This is a genomic window from Actinophytocola sp., assembly GCF_049647105.1.
Taxonomy (GTDB): domain Bacteria; phylum Actinomycetota; class Actinomycetes; order Mycobacteriales; family Pseudonocardiaceae; genus Actinophytocola.
In genome coordinates, this window is the sequence record NZ_JBARWZ010000034.1 from 1 (window position 1) to 17,087 (window position 17,087).

Annotated in this window: 15 protein-coding genes; 11 read left to right on the plus strand and 4 right to left on the minus strand. The window is 70.6% G+C overall.

Going from position 1 to position 17,087, the window contains the following annotated elements; translation table 11 throughout:
- Positions 1-292: CGNR zinc finger domain-containing protein (locus WBA97_RS04775; RefSeq protein ID WP_424229448.1), on the plus strand; the 292-nt coding region annotated here is incomplete at its 5' end.
- Here WBA97_RS04775 and WBA97_RS04780 read toward each other — a convergent pair.
- On the minus strand, positions 257-1,537 hold the full coding sequence (locus WBA97_RS04780; protein ID WP_424229449.1) for a DUF445 domain-containing protein: 1,281 nt from the start codon (positions 1,535-1,537) through the stop codon (positions 257-259). The two genes, WBA97_RS04775 and WBA97_RS04780, sit on opposite strands and share 36 nt — an antisense overlap.
- A 29-nt stretch (positions 1,538-1,566) precedes the next feature.
- On the opposite strand from WBA97_RS04780, the gene WBA97_RS04785 reads away from it, so the two are divergent.
- On the plus strand, positions 1,567-2,727 hold the full coding sequence (locus WBA97_RS04785) for a pyridoxal phosphate-dependent aminotransferase (protein WP_424229450.1): 1,161 nt from the start codon (positions 1,567-1,569) through the stop codon (positions 2,725-2,727).
- 242 nt (positions 2,728-2,969) lie between these two features.
- On the plus strand, positions 2,970-3,734 hold the full coding sequence (locus WBA97_RS04790; RefSeq protein ID WP_424229451.1) for a hypothetical protein: 765 nt from the start codon (positions 2,970-2,972) through the stop codon (positions 3,732-3,734).
- 369 nt (positions 3,735-4,103) lie between these two features.
- Here WBA97_RS04790 and WBA97_RS04795 read toward each other — a convergent pair whose 3' ends face one another.
- Positions 4,104-5,516: a PLP-dependent aminotransferase family protein gene (locus WBA97_RS04795; protein ID WP_424229452.1), complete on the minus strand. Its 1,413-nt coding sequence runs from the start codon at positions 5,514-5,516 to the stop codon at positions 4,104-4,106.
- Positions 5,517-5,576: 60 nt separating this feature from the next.
- Here WBA97_RS04795 and WBA97_RS04800 point away from each other — a divergent pair, with 60 nt between their 5' ends.
- Complete coding sequence (locus WBA97_RS04800; RefSeq protein WP_424229453.1) at positions 5,577-6,200, plus strand: YczE/YyaS/YitT family protein; 624 nt, start codon at positions 5,577-5,579, stop codon at positions 6,198-6,200.
- Position 6,201: 1 nt separating this feature from the next.
- Here WBA97_RS04800 and WBA97_RS04805 read toward each other — a convergent pair whose 3' ends face one another.
- Positions 6,202-7,029, minus strand: a complete 828-nt coding sequence (locus tag WBA97_RS04805) for a hypothetical protein (RefSeq protein WP_424229454.1) — start codon at positions 7,027-7,029, stop codon at positions 6,202-6,204.
- Between the two features lie 61 nt (positions 7,030-7,090).
- On the opposite strand from WBA97_RS04805, the gene WBA97_RS04810 reads away from it, so the two are divergent.
- Positions 7,091-7,300, plus strand: coding sequence for a helix-turn-helix domain-containing protein (locus WBA97_RS04810; protein WP_424229455.1), 210 nt, complete (start codon positions 7,091-7,093; stop codon positions 7,298-7,300).
- Between the two features lies 1 nt (position 7,301).
- The gene (locus WBA97_RS04815) at positions 7,302-7,808 is read left to right on the plus strand and encodes a Clp protease N-terminal domain-containing protein (protein ID WP_424229456.1); all 507 of its coding nucleotides are present in this window, start codon (positions 7,302-7,304) and stop codon (positions 7,806-7,808) included.
- A 167-nt stretch (positions 7,809-7,975) separates the two neighbouring features.
- Here the strand turns inward: WBA97_RS04815 and WBA97_RS04820 are convergent, their stop codons facing one another.
- Entirely contained in the window at positions 7,976-9,280 is a 1,305-nt protein-coding gene (locus WBA97_RS04820) for a UDP-glucose dehydrogenase family protein (protein ID WP_424229457.1), read from the minus strand.
- A 197-nt stretch (positions 9,281-9,477) separates the two neighbouring features.
- On the opposite strand from WBA97_RS04820, the gene WBA97_RS04825 reads away from it, so the two are divergent.
- The 5 genes from WBA97_RS04825 (at position 9,478) to asnB (ending at position 17,081) form a co-directional block, all read left to right on the plus strand.
- On the plus strand, positions 9,478-10,794 hold the full coding sequence (locus WBA97_RS04825; protein ID WP_424229458.1) for a nucleotide sugar dehydrogenase: 1,317 nt from the start codon (positions 9,478-9,480) through the stop codon (positions 10,792-10,794).
- A complete protein-coding gene (locus WBA97_RS04830; RefSeq protein ID WP_424229459.1) occupies positions 10,775-11,971 on the plus strand; it encodes a glycosyltransferase family 4 protein in 1,197 nt (398 codons plus the stop codon). The genes WBA97_RS04825 and WBA97_RS04830 overlap by 20 nt, the downstream gene beginning before the upstream one ends.
- A gap of 130 nt (positions 11,972-12,101) precedes the next feature.
- Positions 12,102-13,460, plus strand: a complete 1,359-nt coding sequence (locus WBA97_RS04835; protein ID WP_424229460.1) for an exopolysaccharide biosynthesis protein — start codon at positions 12,102-12,104, stop codon at positions 13,458-13,460.
- Entirely contained in the window at positions 13,457-15,175 is a 1,719-nt protein-coding gene (locus WBA97_RS04840; protein WP_424229461.1) for a Wzz/FepE/Etk N-terminal domain-containing protein, read from the plus strand. Before WBA97_RS04835 ends, WBA97_RS04840 begins: the two co-directional genes overlap by 4 nt.
- Positions 15,176-15,185: 10 nt before the next feature.
- On the plus strand, positions 15,186-17,081 hold the full coding sequence (gene asnB, locus WBA97_RS04845; protein WP_424229462.1) for an asparagine synthase (glutamine-hydrolyzing): 1,896 nt from the start codon (positions 15,186-15,188) through the stop codon (positions 17,079-17,081).
- The last annotated feature ends 6 nt before the right edge of the window (positions 17,082-17,087 follow it).

The following is a 17,087-nucleotide window of genomic DNA, read 5'->3' on the forward strand; positions in this document are numbered from 1 at the left end:
AGGCGGGGTCGCCGCGCGGGTGACGGTCGAGCTGGCGGGCGGCGCGCCGCGGCTGGCCGCCACCGAGGTGGTGGGCGCGGTACTGGCCGCGGCGAGCAGGCTCGCCGTGCTCGGTCACTGGGAACGCGTGAAGATCTGCCCTGCCGACGACTGCCGCTGGGCGTTCTACGACCGTTCCCGCAACCACTCCCGCACGTGGTGCTCCATGCAGGTGTGCGGCAACCGCGAGAAGGCGCGCTCGTGGCGGGGACGAAGGTCAGAGGACCAGATGGGCGATCGAGTAGATCAATAAGCCCGCCAGCGCGCCGACGACCGTGCCGTTGATCCTGATGAACTGCAGGTCACGGCCCACCTGCAGCTCGATCTTCCTGGACGTCTCCTCGGCGTCCCATCGCTGCACGGTGTCGGTGATCAGCGTGGTGATCTCGGCGCGGTAGTTGACGACCACGTACGCGGCCGCGCCCTCGACCCAGCTGTCGGCCTTCTCCCGCAGCGCGTCGTCGCCGGTGAGCTTGCGGCCGAGTGACATCAGGCCCTCGCGCACCCGCTTGCGCAGCTCGCTCGACGGGTCCTCGGCCGCGTCGAGCAGCATCCGCTTGGCCGTCGACCACGCGGAGCCGATCACGTTCTGCACCTCGCGGTGGGCGAGCACCTGCTGTTTCACGGCCTCGGCGCGTTCCATCAGGACCGGGTCGGTCTGCAGGTCGGCGGCGAACTCGGCGAGGAACTTGTCGATCGCGAGCCGCATCGGGTGGTTCGGGTCGGTCTTGACCAGCCACGCGAACGACAGCACCTCGCCGTACACCTTGTCGGCGACCATCGAGTCGACGAACTTCGGCGACCAGGTCGGCGCCCGGTCGGACACCACGCGCAGCACGGTCCCGTGGTTGTCCTTGACGTACTCGTAGGCGCGGTCGCACATGAGGTCGACGAGCTTGTGGTGCGAACCGTCGGCGAACACGCCCGCCAGCAGCTTGCCAAGCGGCGGCCCCCACGGCACCGCGACCACGCGCTTGACGACGGCCTGTTCCATGACCGCCTGCACGTCCTCGTCCCGCAGCACGGCGACCACACCCCGCACGACGGTCGCCAGCTCGGCGGTGACCCGTTCCGCGTTGTCCGGCTCGGCCACCCACGCGCCGAGGCGGGACGCGACCCCGACCCGCCGCAGCCGCTCGCGCACGACCTGCTCGGCCAGGAAGTTCGCGCCCACGAACTCGCCGAGGCTGTCGCCGATGGCGTCCTTGCGGGTCGGGATGATCGCGGTGTGCGGGATCCTGATCCCCAGCGGGTGCCGGAACAGCGCCGTGACCGCGAACCAGTCGGCGAGCGCGCCGACCATGCCCGCCTCCGCGGCCGCCTTCACGTACCCGGTCCATGCGGGCTCGCCCGGCCACAGCGACATCACCACGAACAGCACGGCCGCGCCGACCAGGAAGGACAGCGCGACGAGCTTCATCCTGCGCAGGGCGCGCCGTTTCTCCGCCTCATCGGGGATGGGCGCTGCGATGTTCTTGCTCTCGGTGAGTTGCCGCACCGCACCATTGTCCGTGAGGATGGCTGACCGTGCGTCGTCCTGCTCTCGTGTCCCGCCTGACCCCGTTCACGTCGACGATCTTCGCGGAGATGACCGCGCTCGCGACCAGGACCGGGGCGGTGAACCTCGGACAGGGCTTCCCCGACACGGACGGCCCGCCCGCCATGCTCGAAGCGGCCCAGCGGGCGATCGCGACGGGCGTGAACCAGTACCCGCCCGGTCCCGGCCGCCAGGAGCTGCGCGCCGCCATCGCCGCCCAGCGCGCCGGGTACGGGATCGAGTTCGACCCGGACACCGAGGTGCTGGTGACCGTCGGCGCCACAGAGGCCATCGCGGCGGCCATGTTGGCACTGGTGGAGCCGGGGGACGAGGTCATCCTGTTCGAGCCGTACTACGACTCCTACGCCGCTTCTGTCGCACTCGCGGGAGCGGCACGCAAGGTCGTCTCACTGGTCGACGGGGAACGGTTCTCGGTCGACCTCGACGCCGTGCGTGCCGCGATCACCCCGAAGACGCGAGCGATCCTCGTGAACTCCCCGCACAACCCGACCGGCACCGTGTTCACCCGCGAGGAACTGGCCGGCATCGCGGCGCTCTGTGTCGAGCACGACCTGATCGCGATCACCGACGAGGTGTACGAGTCGCTCACCTACGACGGCGTGCCCCACCTGCCGCTGTGCACGTTCCCCGGGATGGCGGAGCGGACGGTGACCATCTCCTCCGCCGGGAAGATGTTCAACTGCACCGGCTGGAAGATCGGCTGGGTGTGCGCGCAGGAGGAACTCGTGTCGGCGGTGCGTGCGGCCAAGCAGTTCCTGACCTTCGTCGGCGGCGCGCCGTTCCAGCCCGCCGTGGCCTACGCGCTGACCAACGAGTCCGCGTGGGTGACGGCGCTGCGGGACGGCCTCGCCGTGAAACGGGACCGGCTGTCGGCGGGTCTCGCGGCGGCCGGGTTCGGTGTCCGGCCGAGCGCGGGCACGTACTTCGTCTGCGCGGACGTGCGGCCGCTGGGTTTCGAGGACGGCGAGGAACTGTGCAGGAAGCTGCCGGAACGCATCGGTGTCGCCGCGGTTCCCGTGCAGGTGTTCACCGATACACCGGACGCGTGGAAACACATCGTCCGCTTCGCCTTCTGCAAGAAGGACGAGGTTCTGGACGAGGCGATCGAGCGGTTGCACAAGCTGGCGTGACGCTGTGCGTTGGCCCGAAAGTCGGCGGCCTCCCGAACGGGTAGGGCCGTGAGGCGGCGGGACAAAGGTTCACCTCGTGTGATCAACATTGCCCCATCCGGCCGATACAGTGCGCTTTTGCCGTCTTTCCGGGTAGAACCCACGCGGCTAGGGTGCACATTGTCGGTGCGGTGCTAGATAGTGTGCAATGTCGGCACGGGCACCTGTCGGCTGACTCGCGTTGACGGACGGTGGTGGTCGCAGTGGAGTTTTCGCGCCTGCTGCGCCGTGGGCTGCTCGTCGCCGCCGTCGCGGCGGCCGGGTGGTTGATCAGCGCCGTCTTCGCCGGTTCCGCCAGCGCAGAGGAGTCGCCGGCTGACCAGTCTCCGCCGCAGCAGCAGCAGCATCCTTCCGGTGGGCTTCTCGGTGGCCTGGTAGGCACGCTCACCGGCCTGACCGACGCGCTCGCCGACGTCACCGGAGCCGTGCTCGACACGACGTCGACGCTGCTGTCACCGATCACCCAGCCCGGCCAGGACCCGCTCGTCGACGTGCAGGAGTCGCCGCACGCCGACGACTGGACCGGCACCAGCGGCACGGCTCGCCAGGTCGCACCACCGGCACCGGCCGCGCGGACACCCCTCGCCCCGGCACCACAGCCGGTCGCGCGGACAAAGACGGTGGCCGCCGAAAAGGTGGCCGCTGAACCAGTGGCAGCACCCACGCCCTCGGCATCGGTACCGGCACCACATCCGGCCACCCCGCCGAGGACCCAGGACGAGGAATCCGGCCGGCAGGCAGGAACGGGTTCCGCGCCGGAGCCGGTGAAGACGCCCGCCGGGCCGTCCACGCCCGGCACGGCGGTGTCCGCCGCACACGACTACTGGAGTGGTGCCCGCGGCACGCACGGCGTGCTGGTCTCGCACGCCACCCTCGCCCACCCGGCGGACGCCGGATTCAGCACCCGCAGCCGCGCGGTGAGCACCGCGGGCCGCGGCGTCGGTTTACCGGTCTCCACGCCTGACTGAATGGGCCGCAGGCACGGACACGTGTGCCCCCAGCCGCCCACAACGACTTTCGCCGTGCTCCACCTGGGCGTACCGACTGATCCGAAAAGACCTCTCCCGGTCTCCCCCCAGAACTACACAAGCTACCCGACCTGCCGACCGCGCCCGGTCAGGTCGGGACCTAGCCCCGGCGCCGCGATGCCCCCGCGGCGCCGGGGCCCCCCTCTGGCTGCTCGCCCAGCCGGCGCAACGAGGGGCTGTGCCGGTTGGCCCCCGACGGGCACCCAGAGGCGAACGGTGCGCTGGATGGCCGCCACCCGGCCGATCGGCCGACGGTGGACTAGGCCATCCAGCGCACTGTTTCTACCGGTATACCGTCTTCAGGTCCAGTCATGTGACCGGAATGAGCCCGCTCTCCGCGATCGGGGCGCGGCTTTCCGCCACTGAGGCAGCGGCCGCCGCGAGCCTGCGCACCGCCTCCCCCAGCACGTCGACCGGCTGGGTGTACGGCACCCGCAGGTAGCGCTCGAGTCCCCCGTGCGGGGTGAAGAACGAGCCGGGCACGACCCGCACCCCGAAGTTCTGCGCCACCGCCGCGATCCGCGTGCTCACCGGCGTCGGCAGCCCGCACCACAGGCTCAGCCCGCCGCCCGGCACGGCGAAGGTCCAGTCCGGGCAGTGCTCGCGAAGCAGGCCCGCCAGGGCGTCCCGCCGTTCGACCAGCATGCGGCGGCGGTCGAGCAACGGCTCACGCGGGCCGTCGAGGAGCTCGCACAGCACGAGCTGCTCGAACACGGGAGACCCGAGGTCAAGGCCGCGGCGCGCGACGGCGAGCCGGGTGATGATCTCCGAGGGGGCGCGGACCCAGCCCAGCCGCAGCCCGCCCCAGTACGACTTGCCCGCCGAGCCCGCGGCCAGCACCAGGTCGCCGCCGAACGCGCCGAACGGCGGCACCGGCTCGCCGGTGAAGTCGAGGTCGACGCTGGTCTCGTCGACGATGACCGGGGTGCGGGCGCGCCGGAACGCGGCGCCGAGGAGCCTGCGGCCCGCTTCGTCGAGGCGGTGGCCGGTCGGGTTCTGGAAGTCGGCGATCAGGTAGGCGAGCCGGGGCGCGGCCTGGCGGAGGGTGGCCTCCATCCCGTCGACGTCCCAGCCGTCGTCGGTCATGGCGACCGGCACCGGGACGGCGTGCGCGCCGCGGATCGCCTCGATCGCGTTCGGGTAGGTCGGCTGCTCGATCAGCACGCGGTCGCCGGGCCCGGTGAACAGCCGCAGCGCCATGGCGAGCGCGATGTGGGCGCCGTTGGTGACGAGGATCTGGTCGGGCGTGGTGGGCAGGCCGCGCGCGGTGTACCGCGCGGCCAGACGTTCCCGCAGGTCAGGCATGCCCTGTTCGTAGTAGCCGTGTGAGCACAGCTCGGCGCCGAGCCGGGGTGCGGCGGCCTCGGCGGCGGCCGCGATCCCGGCGATGGCGGGTGGCACCGCCCGCGCAAGGTCGATGGTCTCCGGGTCCTCGATCGGCTCCCGGGTGCCCCCGGCCGACGGGATGGCGGTCCACGATCCGGCGCCGCGGCGGCTGACCACGAGCCCGTCGGCCTTCAGCCGTTCCCATGCGGCGGCGATCATCGTGCGGCTGACGTCGAGCGCGGTGGCCAGCTCCCGCTCGGGCGGCAGCGCGGTGCCTGCGGGGAGGCGGCCGTCGAGGATGAGGAGCCGCAGGCCGGCGGCCAGGTCGGCCGCACCCTGCCGCGAGCCGTGACGGCGCCAGTTGCCGAGCAGGTGTGCCAGACGTCTCGCGTTCATCAAGCCAATTTATGGTGATTGGCTATTGATGACAAGCCAATCGGTACCAAGTATGGCCACATGTCCTCGATTGACCTGCGCCCAGTCCCTGTCACCTCGTCGCCGGCACGCCGCCTGTCCCAGCTGTTCAGCGGGCTGGCTCTGTACGGCGCGAGCATGGGCCTGATGATCAGGTCCGGACTGGGCCTCGACCCGTGGGACGTGCTGCACGAGGCGCTGTCGGGGCTGACGGGCCTCACGTTCGGCACGGTCACGGCGATCGTCGGCGCGCTGGTGCTGCTGTGCTGGATCCCGCTGCGGCAACGCCCCGGCATCGGCACGGTGTCGAACATCCTGGTGATCGCGGTGGCGGTGGACCTGACGCTCGCCGTGGTCGCGCCGCCGTCGGCGCCGGCGCACCGGATCGTCCTGCTGGTGACCGGGGTGGTGCTGAACGGCTTCGCGTCGGCGGCCTACATCGGCGTCCGCCTCGGCCCCGGCCCGCGCGACGGGCTCATGACCGGCCTGCACGCCCGCACCGGCTGGTCGATCCGCATCGGCAGGACGGCCATCGAGCTGACCGTCCTCACCGGGGGCTGGCTCCTCGGCGGCACGGTCGGCGTGGGCACGGTGCTCTACGCACTCGCGATCGGACCGCTGGTGCAGGCGTTCCTGCCGTACGTGACCTGGCAGACCAAGAACTGAGTCACCGCGTGAAGTCGGCCACCACCATGGCCTGGTCGTCGTGGGGTTTGGGGCGGGGCCAGCGGGTGCCGTTCGGGTCCTCGTTCTCCGCCGCGCGGACGCGGTCCAGCACGGCTTCCGGACCCTGCGCCATGGCCAGGTCGCGGACCGCGGTCCAGTCGGCGAACACCCCGTAGGTGTCGACACCGCACGAGACGCCGTCGCTGGCCATCAGGACCGTGGTCAGGCCTGCGCGGGGCCAGGTGGCGCGCTCCGCGTAGTGGGCCGCGTCCGGGTCGGCCTCCGCGACCCAGAAGCCGCCGTCGATGTTGCGCCTCCTGCTCATGGACGTGGCCGCGTCGCGCAGTGCCACCAGGTGGTCGTCGCCGTAGCCCGCGCCGGACGCGAGGCGGTCGCGGTAGCCGACGCCTCTCGGCATGGCCGCGAGCCTGCCGTCGACCAGCGGAGCCGGGCCGCCGTCGGTGAACGCGACGATCGGGCTGTCGGCGAGCACGAGGCCCTCGACCACCCGGTCGTTCCAGCGCAGCAGCGCGACCGTGCTCGAAGGGGACTCGCCGGGCACCAGCCCGTGGTCGCGGGCGACGGCCTTGATCGCGGCGGCCAGCAGGTCGGCGATGTCCGCGTCCGGGTAGCCGACGAGGCGCCCGGCCAGCTCACCGGCCAGCCGCGACGCGAACCAGCCGCCACTGGGTAACGCGGGGTCGAGGGCGGTCGCGCCGTCGAGCAGCACCACCGCGTTCGGCAGCACCACCACCACGTCCTCGCTGGGGCGAACCGCGCCGTCGAGTCCGACGCCGGGCCGCTCCGCCACCTCGATCCGGGGCAACATGATCAAATGATAGATGTCAACCCAAGTTGACACACTCGGAGTGTCAACCTATGTTGACGTCATGACAGAGGCGACACACCTCGCCGCCGCCGCGGGCGACCGGGACCCCCGGGTCGGACTCCATGCGGTCGCGGCACTGCGGAAGCTCCTCGAACGGCTGGAGGCCGTCCAGGTCCGCAACGCGCGGACGAAGGGTTGGTCGTGGCAGGAGATCGCCGCTGAGCTGGGCGTCTCCCGGCAAGCGGTGCACAAGAAGCACGGGAGGGCCTGACATGTTCAACCGCTTCACCGACGTCGCGAGGCGGGTCGTGCGCGAAGCCGCACGCGAGGCGAACCGCGAGGTCACCGACGAGCACCTGCTGCTCGCCCTCCTCGACCAGCGGGGCACGACCTCGGCGAAACTGCTGTCGGCGGCGGGGGTGACCCCGGACAAGGTCGGACAGGCCTTCCGCACCTCGGAGCGCAAAGGCGGCCTTTCGGACGCGGAAACCGCCGCGGTGCTGTGTGAGCTGGGCATCGACGTTGACGAGGTCGTGGCCAGCGTTGAGCACGCACTCGGCGAGAACGTGCTCGCGCCGCCGGCACACGGGGGCCGCTTCACCCGCACGGCGAAGGACGTCCTGCGCGGCGCGCTGGCACAGGCGAAGTCACTCCGCGACCGCGAACTGGGCGACGAGCACCTGCTACTGGCACTCGCCGCCCACGACGGCGTCGCCGGGCAGCTGCTCGCCGACCACGGCCTGAGCTACCTGGACGTCAGGGCGAGGCTCGCCGCCTAGCCTCGGGTCACTAGAGCCTGTCCCATGGATCTTTGTGCAAGGGTCTGGACCTGACCAACAGCGACCTCAGGGGAACGTGACGGCACCCAGCCACCAACCACCTGCGATCCGCGGCTGTCGCTGAGTCGAGACCAACACTTTTACATTCCGGGGAGGCGGACCAGGGCCTAGGGGCGGCCGAGGCCGTTCCACTCGAAGCCCGCGCGGCGCAGCACGTCCGGGTCGAGCAGGTTGCGGGTGTCGACCACCACCGGGCGGGACACCACGCCCGCCAGCTTGCCCCAGTCGAGACCGCGGAACTCGGGCCACTCGGTCAGCACCACCAGGGCCTCGACCCCCTCCGCCGCGCGGTAGGGGTCGTCGACGACGGTGATGCCGTCCAGATCGGCGCGGGTGTCGCTGGAGCGCAGGGCCGGGTCGTAGCCGGTGAGCTTCGCGCCCGCCTGCCGGAGCAGCGCGGACACCGCGAGTGCCGGGCTGTCGCGCAGGTCGTCGGTGCCCGCCTTGAACGTGAGGCCGAGGATGCCGAGGCGCACCTTCGACAGCGAGCCGCCGCGCTTGCCGGTCACGGCAAGGCGGACCTTCTCGACCATGCGCTGGCGCTGGCGGTTGTTCGTGTCGATGGTGGCGCGGATGAGCCGGAACTCGAAGTCGGCGGCGTCGGCGAGCTGCAGCATCGCGGACGTGTCCTTCGGCAGGCACGAGCCGCCCCAGCCGGGGCCGGGCTGCAGGAACGCCTGGCCGATGCGCTTGTCGTAGCCCATGCCCTCGGTGACGTCGGAGATGTCGGCGCCCAGCCGGTCGCACAGCTCGGCGACCGCGTTCACGTAGGACAGCTTCATCGCGAGGAAGCAGTTCGCCGCGTACTTCACCAACTCGGCGGACGCGGCGTCGGTCAGCACGGTCGGGGCGCCGAGACGGGCGTACAGCGCGGCAACCTTCTCCGCGGCGTCCTGCGTGTCGCAGCCGACGACGATGCGGTCCGGGTGCAGGAAGTCGTGGACCGCGGAGCCCTCGCGCAGGAACTCGGGGTTGCTCACGACCGCGATGTCGTCGCGTTCCAGCAACTCGGCGGTGCGCTGGGCGGTGCCGACCGGCACGGTCGACTTGTTGACCACGACCGCTCCGGCCGGCAGCAGCGTCGCGACCTCCTCCAGCACCGACTCGACCACCGACAGGTCGGCGACGCCGCCGACACCCATCGGAGTCGGCACGCACAGGAACATGACCTCGCTGCCCTCGACCGCCGCGGCCGCTCCCAGCACGAACGACAGCCGCCCCGCCGCGAGCCCGCCAGCCACCAGGTCGGCGAGACCTGGCTCCAGGATGTCGACCTCGCCGTTGGAAAGGCGCTTGATCTTCTCCGCGTCAACGTCCGCACACACCACGTGATGCCCGAGTGACGCGAGACACGCACCGGTTGTCAGCCCGACATATCCGGTTCCCACCACCGCAATCCGCCGTACGAACACAGGTCGGACTCCCCTCCAGGCTCCCAATACTTAGACAGGACGCTACATGCGTCGTAACGGGAACACCCTGACGGCCGACCTACAGTCTGAACCAGGTGCGGATCTCGGGGGCCCGCACTGTGCGGAAACATCCCATCGGAGGAACGCGTGGAAATGGCACGCTTCTTTTGTGCTGCCCTCAGACAGGCGGTCAGCCAATGAGAATCAGCGTCTTCGGCCTCGGCTACGTCGGCTGTGTGTCCGCCGCGTGCCTGGCCTCCCGCGGCAACGATGTCATCGGTGTCGACGTCAACCCCACCAAGATCGACCTCGTCATGGGCGGCCACGCGCCGGTCGTGGAGGAACGGATCGGTGAGCTGACCGCCGAAGTGGTGGCGACGGGACTGCTCAGGGCGACGACCGACGTGAAGTACGCGGTCGACAACACGGACGTCTCGCTCGTCTGTGTCGGCACGCCGTCCGCGCCGAACGGCAGCCTGTCCACCGTCTACCTCGAGCGGGTCGCCGAGCAGATCGGCGAGGCGATCGCGGACCGGAAGACCCGCCACACGGTCGTGTTCCGCAGCACGATGCTGCCGGGCACCTGCCTGAACCTGCTGGTACCGATCCTGGAGAAGGCGTCCGGCAAGACCGCGGGCGTGGACTTCGGTGTGGCGGTGAACCCGGAGTTCCTGCGGGAGGGCACGAGCGTCCGCGACTTCTTCGACCCGCCGAAGACCGTGATCGGCGAGCTGGACGCCGCCAGCGGCGACGCGGTCGCGAACCTGTACGAGGGGCTGCCCGGCGACGTGTTCCGGGTGCCGATCCCGGTCGCCGAGATCACCAAGTACGCGGACAACTCCTTCCACGCACTCAAGATCGGCTTCGCGAACGAGCTCGGCGCGATCTGCGGGGCGCTCGGCCTGGACTCGCACCGGGTGATGGACGTCTTCCTCGCCGACCGCAAGCTCAACATCAGCGCCGCGTACCTGAAGCCGGGGTTCGCGTTCGGCGGGTCGTGCCTGCCCAAGGACCTGCGCGGCCTGGTGCACGCGGCACACCGTGCGGACGTGTCGGTGCCGATCCTCGCGCATGTGCTGCCCTCCAACGAGGAGCACCTGAAGCGCGCGTTCGAGCTGGTCACCCGCACCGGCAAGCGCAAGGTCGGCCTGTTCGGCCTGTCGTTCAAGCCGGGCACCGACGACCTTCGCGAGAGCCCGATGGTGGAGCTGGCCGAACGCTTGCTGGGCAAGGGTTACGACCTCAGGATCTACGACGCGAACGTGAGCATGTCGCGACTGCTCGGCGCGAACCGCGAGTACATCGAGCAGCGCCTGCCGCACCTCGGCCAGCTGCTGGCCGCCGACGTCGACGAGGTCCTCGACCACGCCGAGGTGTGCCTGGTGGCGACGAACGACCCGGATGTCCTCGCGTCGCTGCCGCCAGGCGGTGACCGCACGGTCATCGACCTGGTTCGCCTGCCCGACGCGGAATCACGCCGAGACGACAAGGGGTATGTCGGCCTTGCCTGGTAAAGCTCTCATCCTCGTCGAGAACCTTTCCGTCCCGTTCGACCGGCGCGTGTGGCAGGAGTCCCAGACACTCCGCGACGCGGGCTGGGACGTGCACGTCATCTGTCCACAAGGGACGAAACGGGACCAGGAGCCGTACGTCGAGCTGGACGGAGTGAAGATCCACCGGTATCCCCTGGCCGCCGCGACCGGCGGTCCGAAGGGATATGTCAAGGAGTACGGCACCGCGCTGTGGCACACGATGCGCCTCGCCCGCAAGATCGCCAAGGCGGGCAGGATCGACGTCGTCCATGCCTGCAACCCGCCGGACCTGCTGTTCCTGGTGGCGAAGATGTTGAAGCGCAAGGGCACACGCTTCGTCTTCGACCAGCACGACCTGTGCCCGGAGCTGTACCTGTCGCGGTTCGCCGAGCGGGGCGAGGACCTCCTCTACCGCGGGGTGTGCCGCCTCGAGCAGGCCACCTACCGCGCCGCCGACGTGGTGATCTCGACCAACGAGAGCTACCGCGAGGCGGCGATCACGCGCGGGAACATGGCGCCGGACAAGGTGTTCGTTGTCCGCAGCGCGCCGGTGATCGAGCGGTTCCGGCAGGTCGGCCCCGAGCCGGCGCTGAAGAAGGGCAAGCCGCACCTGCTGTGCTACCTCGGCGTGATGGGCCCGCAGGACGGCGTGGACTACGCGCTGCGCTCACTGGCCCACCTGCGCAAGGAACGTGAGGACTGGCACGCCGTGTTCGTCGGCTCCGGGGACACGTTCGACGAGATGGTGGCGCTGGCGAAGAGACTCGGGCTCGACGACATCGTCGAGTTCACCGGCCGCATCCCGGACGAGGATCTCGTGCGGTACCTGTCGACCGCGGACGTGTGCCTGTCACCGGACCCGCACAACCCGCTCAACAACGTGTCGACCATGAACAAGGTCATGGAGTACATGGCCATGTCCCGGCCGATCGTGTCGTTCGAGCTGCGGGAGGCGCGGGTGTCGGCGGGGGACGCGGCCGTCTACGCGCCCGCGAACGACGAGCTGGAGTTCGCGCGGCTCACCGCCCGTCTCCTCGACGACCCCGAGGAGCGCGAACGCATGGGCAAGCTCGGCAAGGAACGTGTCGAGGGCCCGCTCGCCTGGACCAACTCCCAGAAGGCATTACTGGCGGCCTACGACGCCGCCGCCTCAATTTGATCAACCAAGAGTAATCGTCGGGGCGAGAATTGAACCCGGTGTAACCAAAACCGGTTCCGCCGCGACGGGACTCTTGAGGCGCCGGCCCCACTCAGGTGCCGATCTACCTCTTGAAAGGGGGCCCGACGCGATGAACGACGATGCCGCTGACACAGCGCGACTGTCCATCATCTGGCAGGTACTGCGCCAGCGGTGGCGGTTGCTCATCGCGGTCGCCGCGTTGGGCGCGCTGGTGGGGGCGGGTGCTTCGGTGTTGTTCTCACCCGGCTACGAGACCTCCGCGAGCGTGCTGTTGCAGGGCCCCAGGGACCCGGACGAGCTGATCACCGAGGCCCAGGTGGCGCACAGCTCTGTGGTGCTGGACCGCACGGCAGCGGGGCTGCGCTGGGGCCGGTCGGCCTCGGACCTCGCCGCCGACGTGACCGCGGTGGTGGCCGACGGCAACATCATCGACATCACCGCCATGGCGGACAGCCCGGAACGCGCGCAGCAGCTCGCGGACCGCGTCGCGCAGGAATATGTGACGTTCTCCACTCAGCTGCTGGCGAACACGGCGGACGCGTCGGCGCAGGTGTCGCAGGAGCAGCAGCAGACGCTGCGCCAGCAGATCATCGAGACGAACCAGAAGATCTCGGACCTGCACAACTCCGCGGGCCAGGGCCAGACGATCGACAGCGTCGGGGTGCGCACGGAGCTCGAGTCGCTGCGAACCGCGCTGTCGCAGGGGGTGGCGAAGCTCGACGAGCTGGACACGGTGTCCGCGCAGGCGAAGATGGTCGTGATGGGGCCCGCCGAGCGCCCGCCGGGGCCCGCCGCGCCGACGATGACCGACTTCGTCGCGGGTGGCGCGGCGGTGTTCTTCCTGATCGGGCTGTTCGGCCATCTGCTGCTGGCACGGTCGGACAAGCGGCTGCGGAACGAGGCGGAGATCGCCTCCGCGCTCGGCGCGGATGTGCTCGCCGGTATCGACGTGCCGGACCTGCCGGGGACCGCCGACGAGCCTGCCGAGAAGTCGCTGCGCCAGAAACTACGGGGCCTCCTGATCACCGACACCGTTCCGTGGGACGCGCGGGAGCTGCCCGCCGCCGTTGACGAGGCCGGTCTCGACATCCGCTACCGCCGCACGGTGTCGCGCCTTCACGAGCACCTGGCGGCCGGTCCCGGCCGGATGCTGACGGTGGTCACGGCGGACGACCGGCCCGCGCGCCGGGTCGCGGACCGCCTCAGCGCGGTCGCGGCGGAGCGCGGGCTGACGCTGGACGTCGTCGAGGTGAGCGCCGACCGGCCGGTCGTGCCGGACGCCGATGTGCCCGGCGTACTGGTGGTCGCCACGACGGGCACCAGGACCGGCTGGGAGCTGGTCGGGCTCACCGAGGCCTGCACGGACGCCGGCCTCGATGTCCTCGGCGTGGTCGTGGCGCACCGCACCAAGGCGCACGCCGCGAAGCCTGCCGAACAGGCAGAGCGCGCGATGGCGGGTGCACTGTGACGAACAACACGGCGACGAACAACACGGCGACCAAGCGCACAGCGCCCAGGCACACAGCGGCGGCCGCACCCCAGCATCTGCTCGACTTCGCCCGCCTGTGGGCGGGGATCCGCCGCCGACGCGGGTTGTGGCTGGCGTTCGCGCTGATCGGTTTCCTCGCGGGCGGCATGCTCGCCGTGCTGATGCCGCCGCCACCGAGCGCGGTGACGCGCATCCTCGTGGTGCACGAGGAGGACAGCCCGTCCGACGGTGGCAGCCTGATCCGCACGGACGTCACGTTGATGACCACCACGCGGATCGCCGCCGCCGCACTGAAGACGCTCGGCTCGAACGAGCGGCCGGAGGAGTTCCTCAAGCAGTACGAGGTCGTCGGCGTCACCAACAACGTGCTCGAGGTGACCGCGACGGGTGCGACGGGCGCGGAGGCGGCACGCAGGGCGAAGGCGCTCGCGGACGCGTTCATCGCCGACCACGTCGGGCGCATCCAGGCAGGCGCGGAGGCCGAGGCGGCGGCGATCGTCGAACAGCGGAACCAGGTGCAGGCCGACCTGGACGCGGTCAACGGCGAGATCTCGGGCGCGGAGGCAGCGGCGGCCCTTGGAGCGCAGAACAACCCGGAGGGAACCGCGCCCCCGCAGCCGAACGCCGCGGGCCTCGACTCCTTCTACGCGCGCCGCGCGGAGCTCACCGACCGGATCACCCAGCTGACACAGCAGGCGCAGGAGGCGGGACTCGGCGCACCGAGGGCGGCCGCCGGCACGCAGGTCGTCGACGCGCCCCGCCCGGTGCGGACCTCGTTGAAGATCACCGGCGCCACCAACGCGGGCATCGGGCTGGTCCTTGGGCTGGTCCTCGGTCTCACGTTCGCCGCGGTGACCGGTGCGGTCAAGGACAAGCCGGTGCTGCGCAGGGACATCGCGGAGAACCTCGGCGCGTCGGTGATCGCGCAGCTGCCACCAAGGCGGCGCGGACTCGCCCGGCTTCTGCCGAACAAGAAGGCCGTGCGGCAACGCGACCGGGTCGCGGCGACGCTGGTCCGGCTGGTGCGCGACGGCTCGGGACCGGTGTCGGTGCTGGAGCTGGGCGCGGCGAACACGGCCTCGGGACTGGCCACGGCGGTCGCCAGAGAGCTGTCCGCGGACCGCGCGGTCGCGCTGGTGGGCGACCCGGCCCGGATCACCGAGGCGCCCACCGGGACCGAGCATCCCGTGCGGTTGGTGGACGTCGCGGACACGAGCAGGCCCGTACCGGGTGAGGCCCGGCTCGGCGTCGGCTCGGTCGCCCCCGGCGCCACCTGGACCGACCTGCCGCACCTCGGCAACGAGGCGCTGCTCGTGGTGCGTGCCGGGTACGCGAACACGGCGTGGTTGCACGTGGTCGCCCGCCAGCTCGCCGACATCGGCATCCCGGTCGTCGGTGTCGTGCTCGTCGACCCGGACCCCCGCGACAAGACCGACGGCACCCTGTGGGACGGCCTGCACACCGCGCTGCGCGGCCGAGCAAAGCACGCCGGGCGGAAGACCAACGGCACCAACGGCACGGCCGTGACCAACGGCAGCGACCTCCCGACCAAGAGGCTCACCCCGGTGCAGCCCCCGGCGAGGAAACCGGCGACGACAGCGTCGACGACAGCGGCGCACGACCTGCCGACGAAGAAGTTCGCACCCGTACGGCGCGAGACCGAAGAACTGACCCAACGCAGGACACAGGGCTGAGAGGGCATACATGTGCGGCATCGCAGGCAGCTACCTGTGGCCCGACGGCGGACCGCTGACCGACCGGCTCACGAAGACGCTGGCGCACCGCGGCCCGGACGGCTCCGGCCGCTGGTCCGGCCGGGCGGGCGACGGTGAGGTCCATCTGGGACACCGGCGGCTCTCGATCATCGACCTGACCGAGACGGGCGCGCAGCCGATGGTCGCAGAGGGCCTCGCGCTGACCTACAACGGCGAGCTGTACAACGCGCCGGTGCTGCGCCGTGAGCTGGAGTCGCTCGGCGACCGGTTCCGTGGCACGTCCGACACCGAGGTGCTGCTGAGGGCGTGGCGGCGCTGGGGCGTGGACTGCCTGCCCCGGCTGCGCGGGATGTTCGCGTTCTCCGTGTTCGACGAGCGGACCGGGGAGATGACGCTGGTCCGCGACCAGCTGGGCATCAAGCCCCTGTTCTACGTGCGCCGAGGCGCCGGGCTGGTGTTCGCCTCCGAGCTGAAGGCCATCGCCACCGAGCTGGGCAACCTGACCGTGGACGACGCGGCGCTGGTGGCGTCGCTGCTGTACTACTGGGTGCCGGACAGCCGCTGCGCGTACCGGGAGGCGGAGAAGCTGCCGCCGGGCAGCTGGTTGCGGGTCAAACCGAACGGCAGCACGGAAAGCGGCACCTACTGGTCGCTGCGGGAGGTCGCCGACGAGGCACAGCACGTGTCCGATGTGGACCTCGCCGCGGTGATCGAGGAGTCGACGAAGGCGCACCTGCTGTCGGACGTGCCGGTCGCGACGTTCCTGTCCGGTGGCCTCGACTCCAGCTACCTGACCGCACTCGCGGCCCGCCACCAGCCGGGAATCTCCGCGTACACCATCGGTTTCCGCGCCGAGGACGCCAAGTTCGAGGCGATGCCGGACGACCTGAAGTACGCACGGATCGTGGCTGAGCGCTTCGGGGTGGACCTGAACGAGATCGAGATCGCGCCGCAGGTGCTTGACCTGCTGCCGAAGATGACCTACCACCTCGACGAGCCGATCGGCGATCCCGCTGCGATCAACACGTTCCTCATCTGCACCGCGGCCCGCGAGGCCGGCGTGAAGGTGATGCTGTCCGGCATGGGCGCCGACGAGCTGTTCGCCGGCTACCGCAAGCACCTCGCGAACAAGCTCGTGCTCGGCTACCAGCGGATCCCCGGCGCCGTGCGGAGACCGGTCCACTCCATCGTGGACAGGTTGCCGGTGGCGACGGCGAACCGCGGCTACCGCTCGGTGCGGTTCGCCAAGCGGTTCCTGTCGTTCGCCGACCTGCCGGAGGAGACGGCGTTCCGCCGCAGCTACACCATGTACGACCGCGCGGAGCTGGCCGGTCTGGTGAGCCCGGACCTGTCGGGCGCGGTCGACGACGTGATGACCGAGCACGCGGACACCTACCACGACAACACCTTGTCGGACTTCGTGAACCGCATGTGCCTCGCCGACTCGCGCATGTTCCTGCCTGGCCTGAACCTCGCGTACACGGACCGGTCGAGCATGGCCGCGTCGACGGAGGTGCGGGTGCCGTTCGTGGACGTCGAGGTCGTGAAGGCCGCGTTCGCGATCCCCGGCAACCGCAAGATCGTGCGCAGGCAGGGGAAGATGGCGCTGAAGAAGGCCGCGGAGCAGATCCTGCCGAGCGAGATCGTGTACCGCCCCAAGGGGTTGTTCTCCGCACCGCTACGCGCATGGATGAGCCGGGACCTCGCGCCACTCGTCCGCGAGGTCATCGAGGACGGCCTGCTGGTACGCAACGGTTTCCTGCGGCGCGACGCCCTTCGGCGCCTCGCAGAGGAGGACGCGTCCGGTCAGCAGGACCGCTCCAAACATCTCTGGCACGTGTTGACGCTCGAACACTGGTACCGCGCCGCTCTTTCGGCTGAGTAAAGGAAA

Bases quoted from the DNA above. Each gene is read 5' to 3' on its own strand.
- WBA97_RS04795 (WP_424229452.1), bottom strand. From the start codon at position 5,516: ATGAACGCGAGACGTCTGGCACACCTGCTCGGCAACTGGCGCCGTCAC.
- WBA97_RS04800 (WP_424229453.1), top strand. From the start codon at position 5,577: ATGTCCTCGATTGACCTGCGCCCAGTCCCTGTCACCTCGTCGCCGGCA.
- WBA97_RS04805 (WP_424229454.1), bottom strand. From the start codon at position 7,029: ATGTTGCCCCGGATCGAGGTGGCGGAGCGGCCCGGCGTCGGACTCGAC.
- WBA97_RS04810 (WP_424229455.1), top strand. From the start codon at position 7,091: ATGACAGAGGCGACACACCTCGCCGCCGCCGCGGGCGACCGGGACCCC.
- WBA97_RS04815 (WP_424229456.1), top strand. From the start codon at position 7,302: ATGTTCAACCGCTTCACCGACGTCGCGAGGCGGGTCGTGCGCGAAGCC.
- WBA97_RS04825 (WP_424229458.1), top strand. From the start codon at position 9,478: ATGAGAATCAGCGTCTTCGGCCTCGGCTACGTCGGCTGTGTGTCCGCC.
- WBA97_RS04830 (WP_424229459.1), top strand. From the start codon at position 10,775: ATGTCGGCCTTGCCTGGTAAAGCTCTCATCCTCGTCGAGAACCTTTCC.
- WBA97_RS04835 (WP_424229460.1), top strand. From the start codon at position 12,102: ATGAACGACGATGCCGCTGACACAGCGCGACTGTCCATCATCTGGCAG.
- asnB (WP_424229462.1), top strand. From the start codon at position 15,186: ATGTGCGGCATCGCAGGCAGCTACCTGTGGCCCGACGGCGGACCGCTG.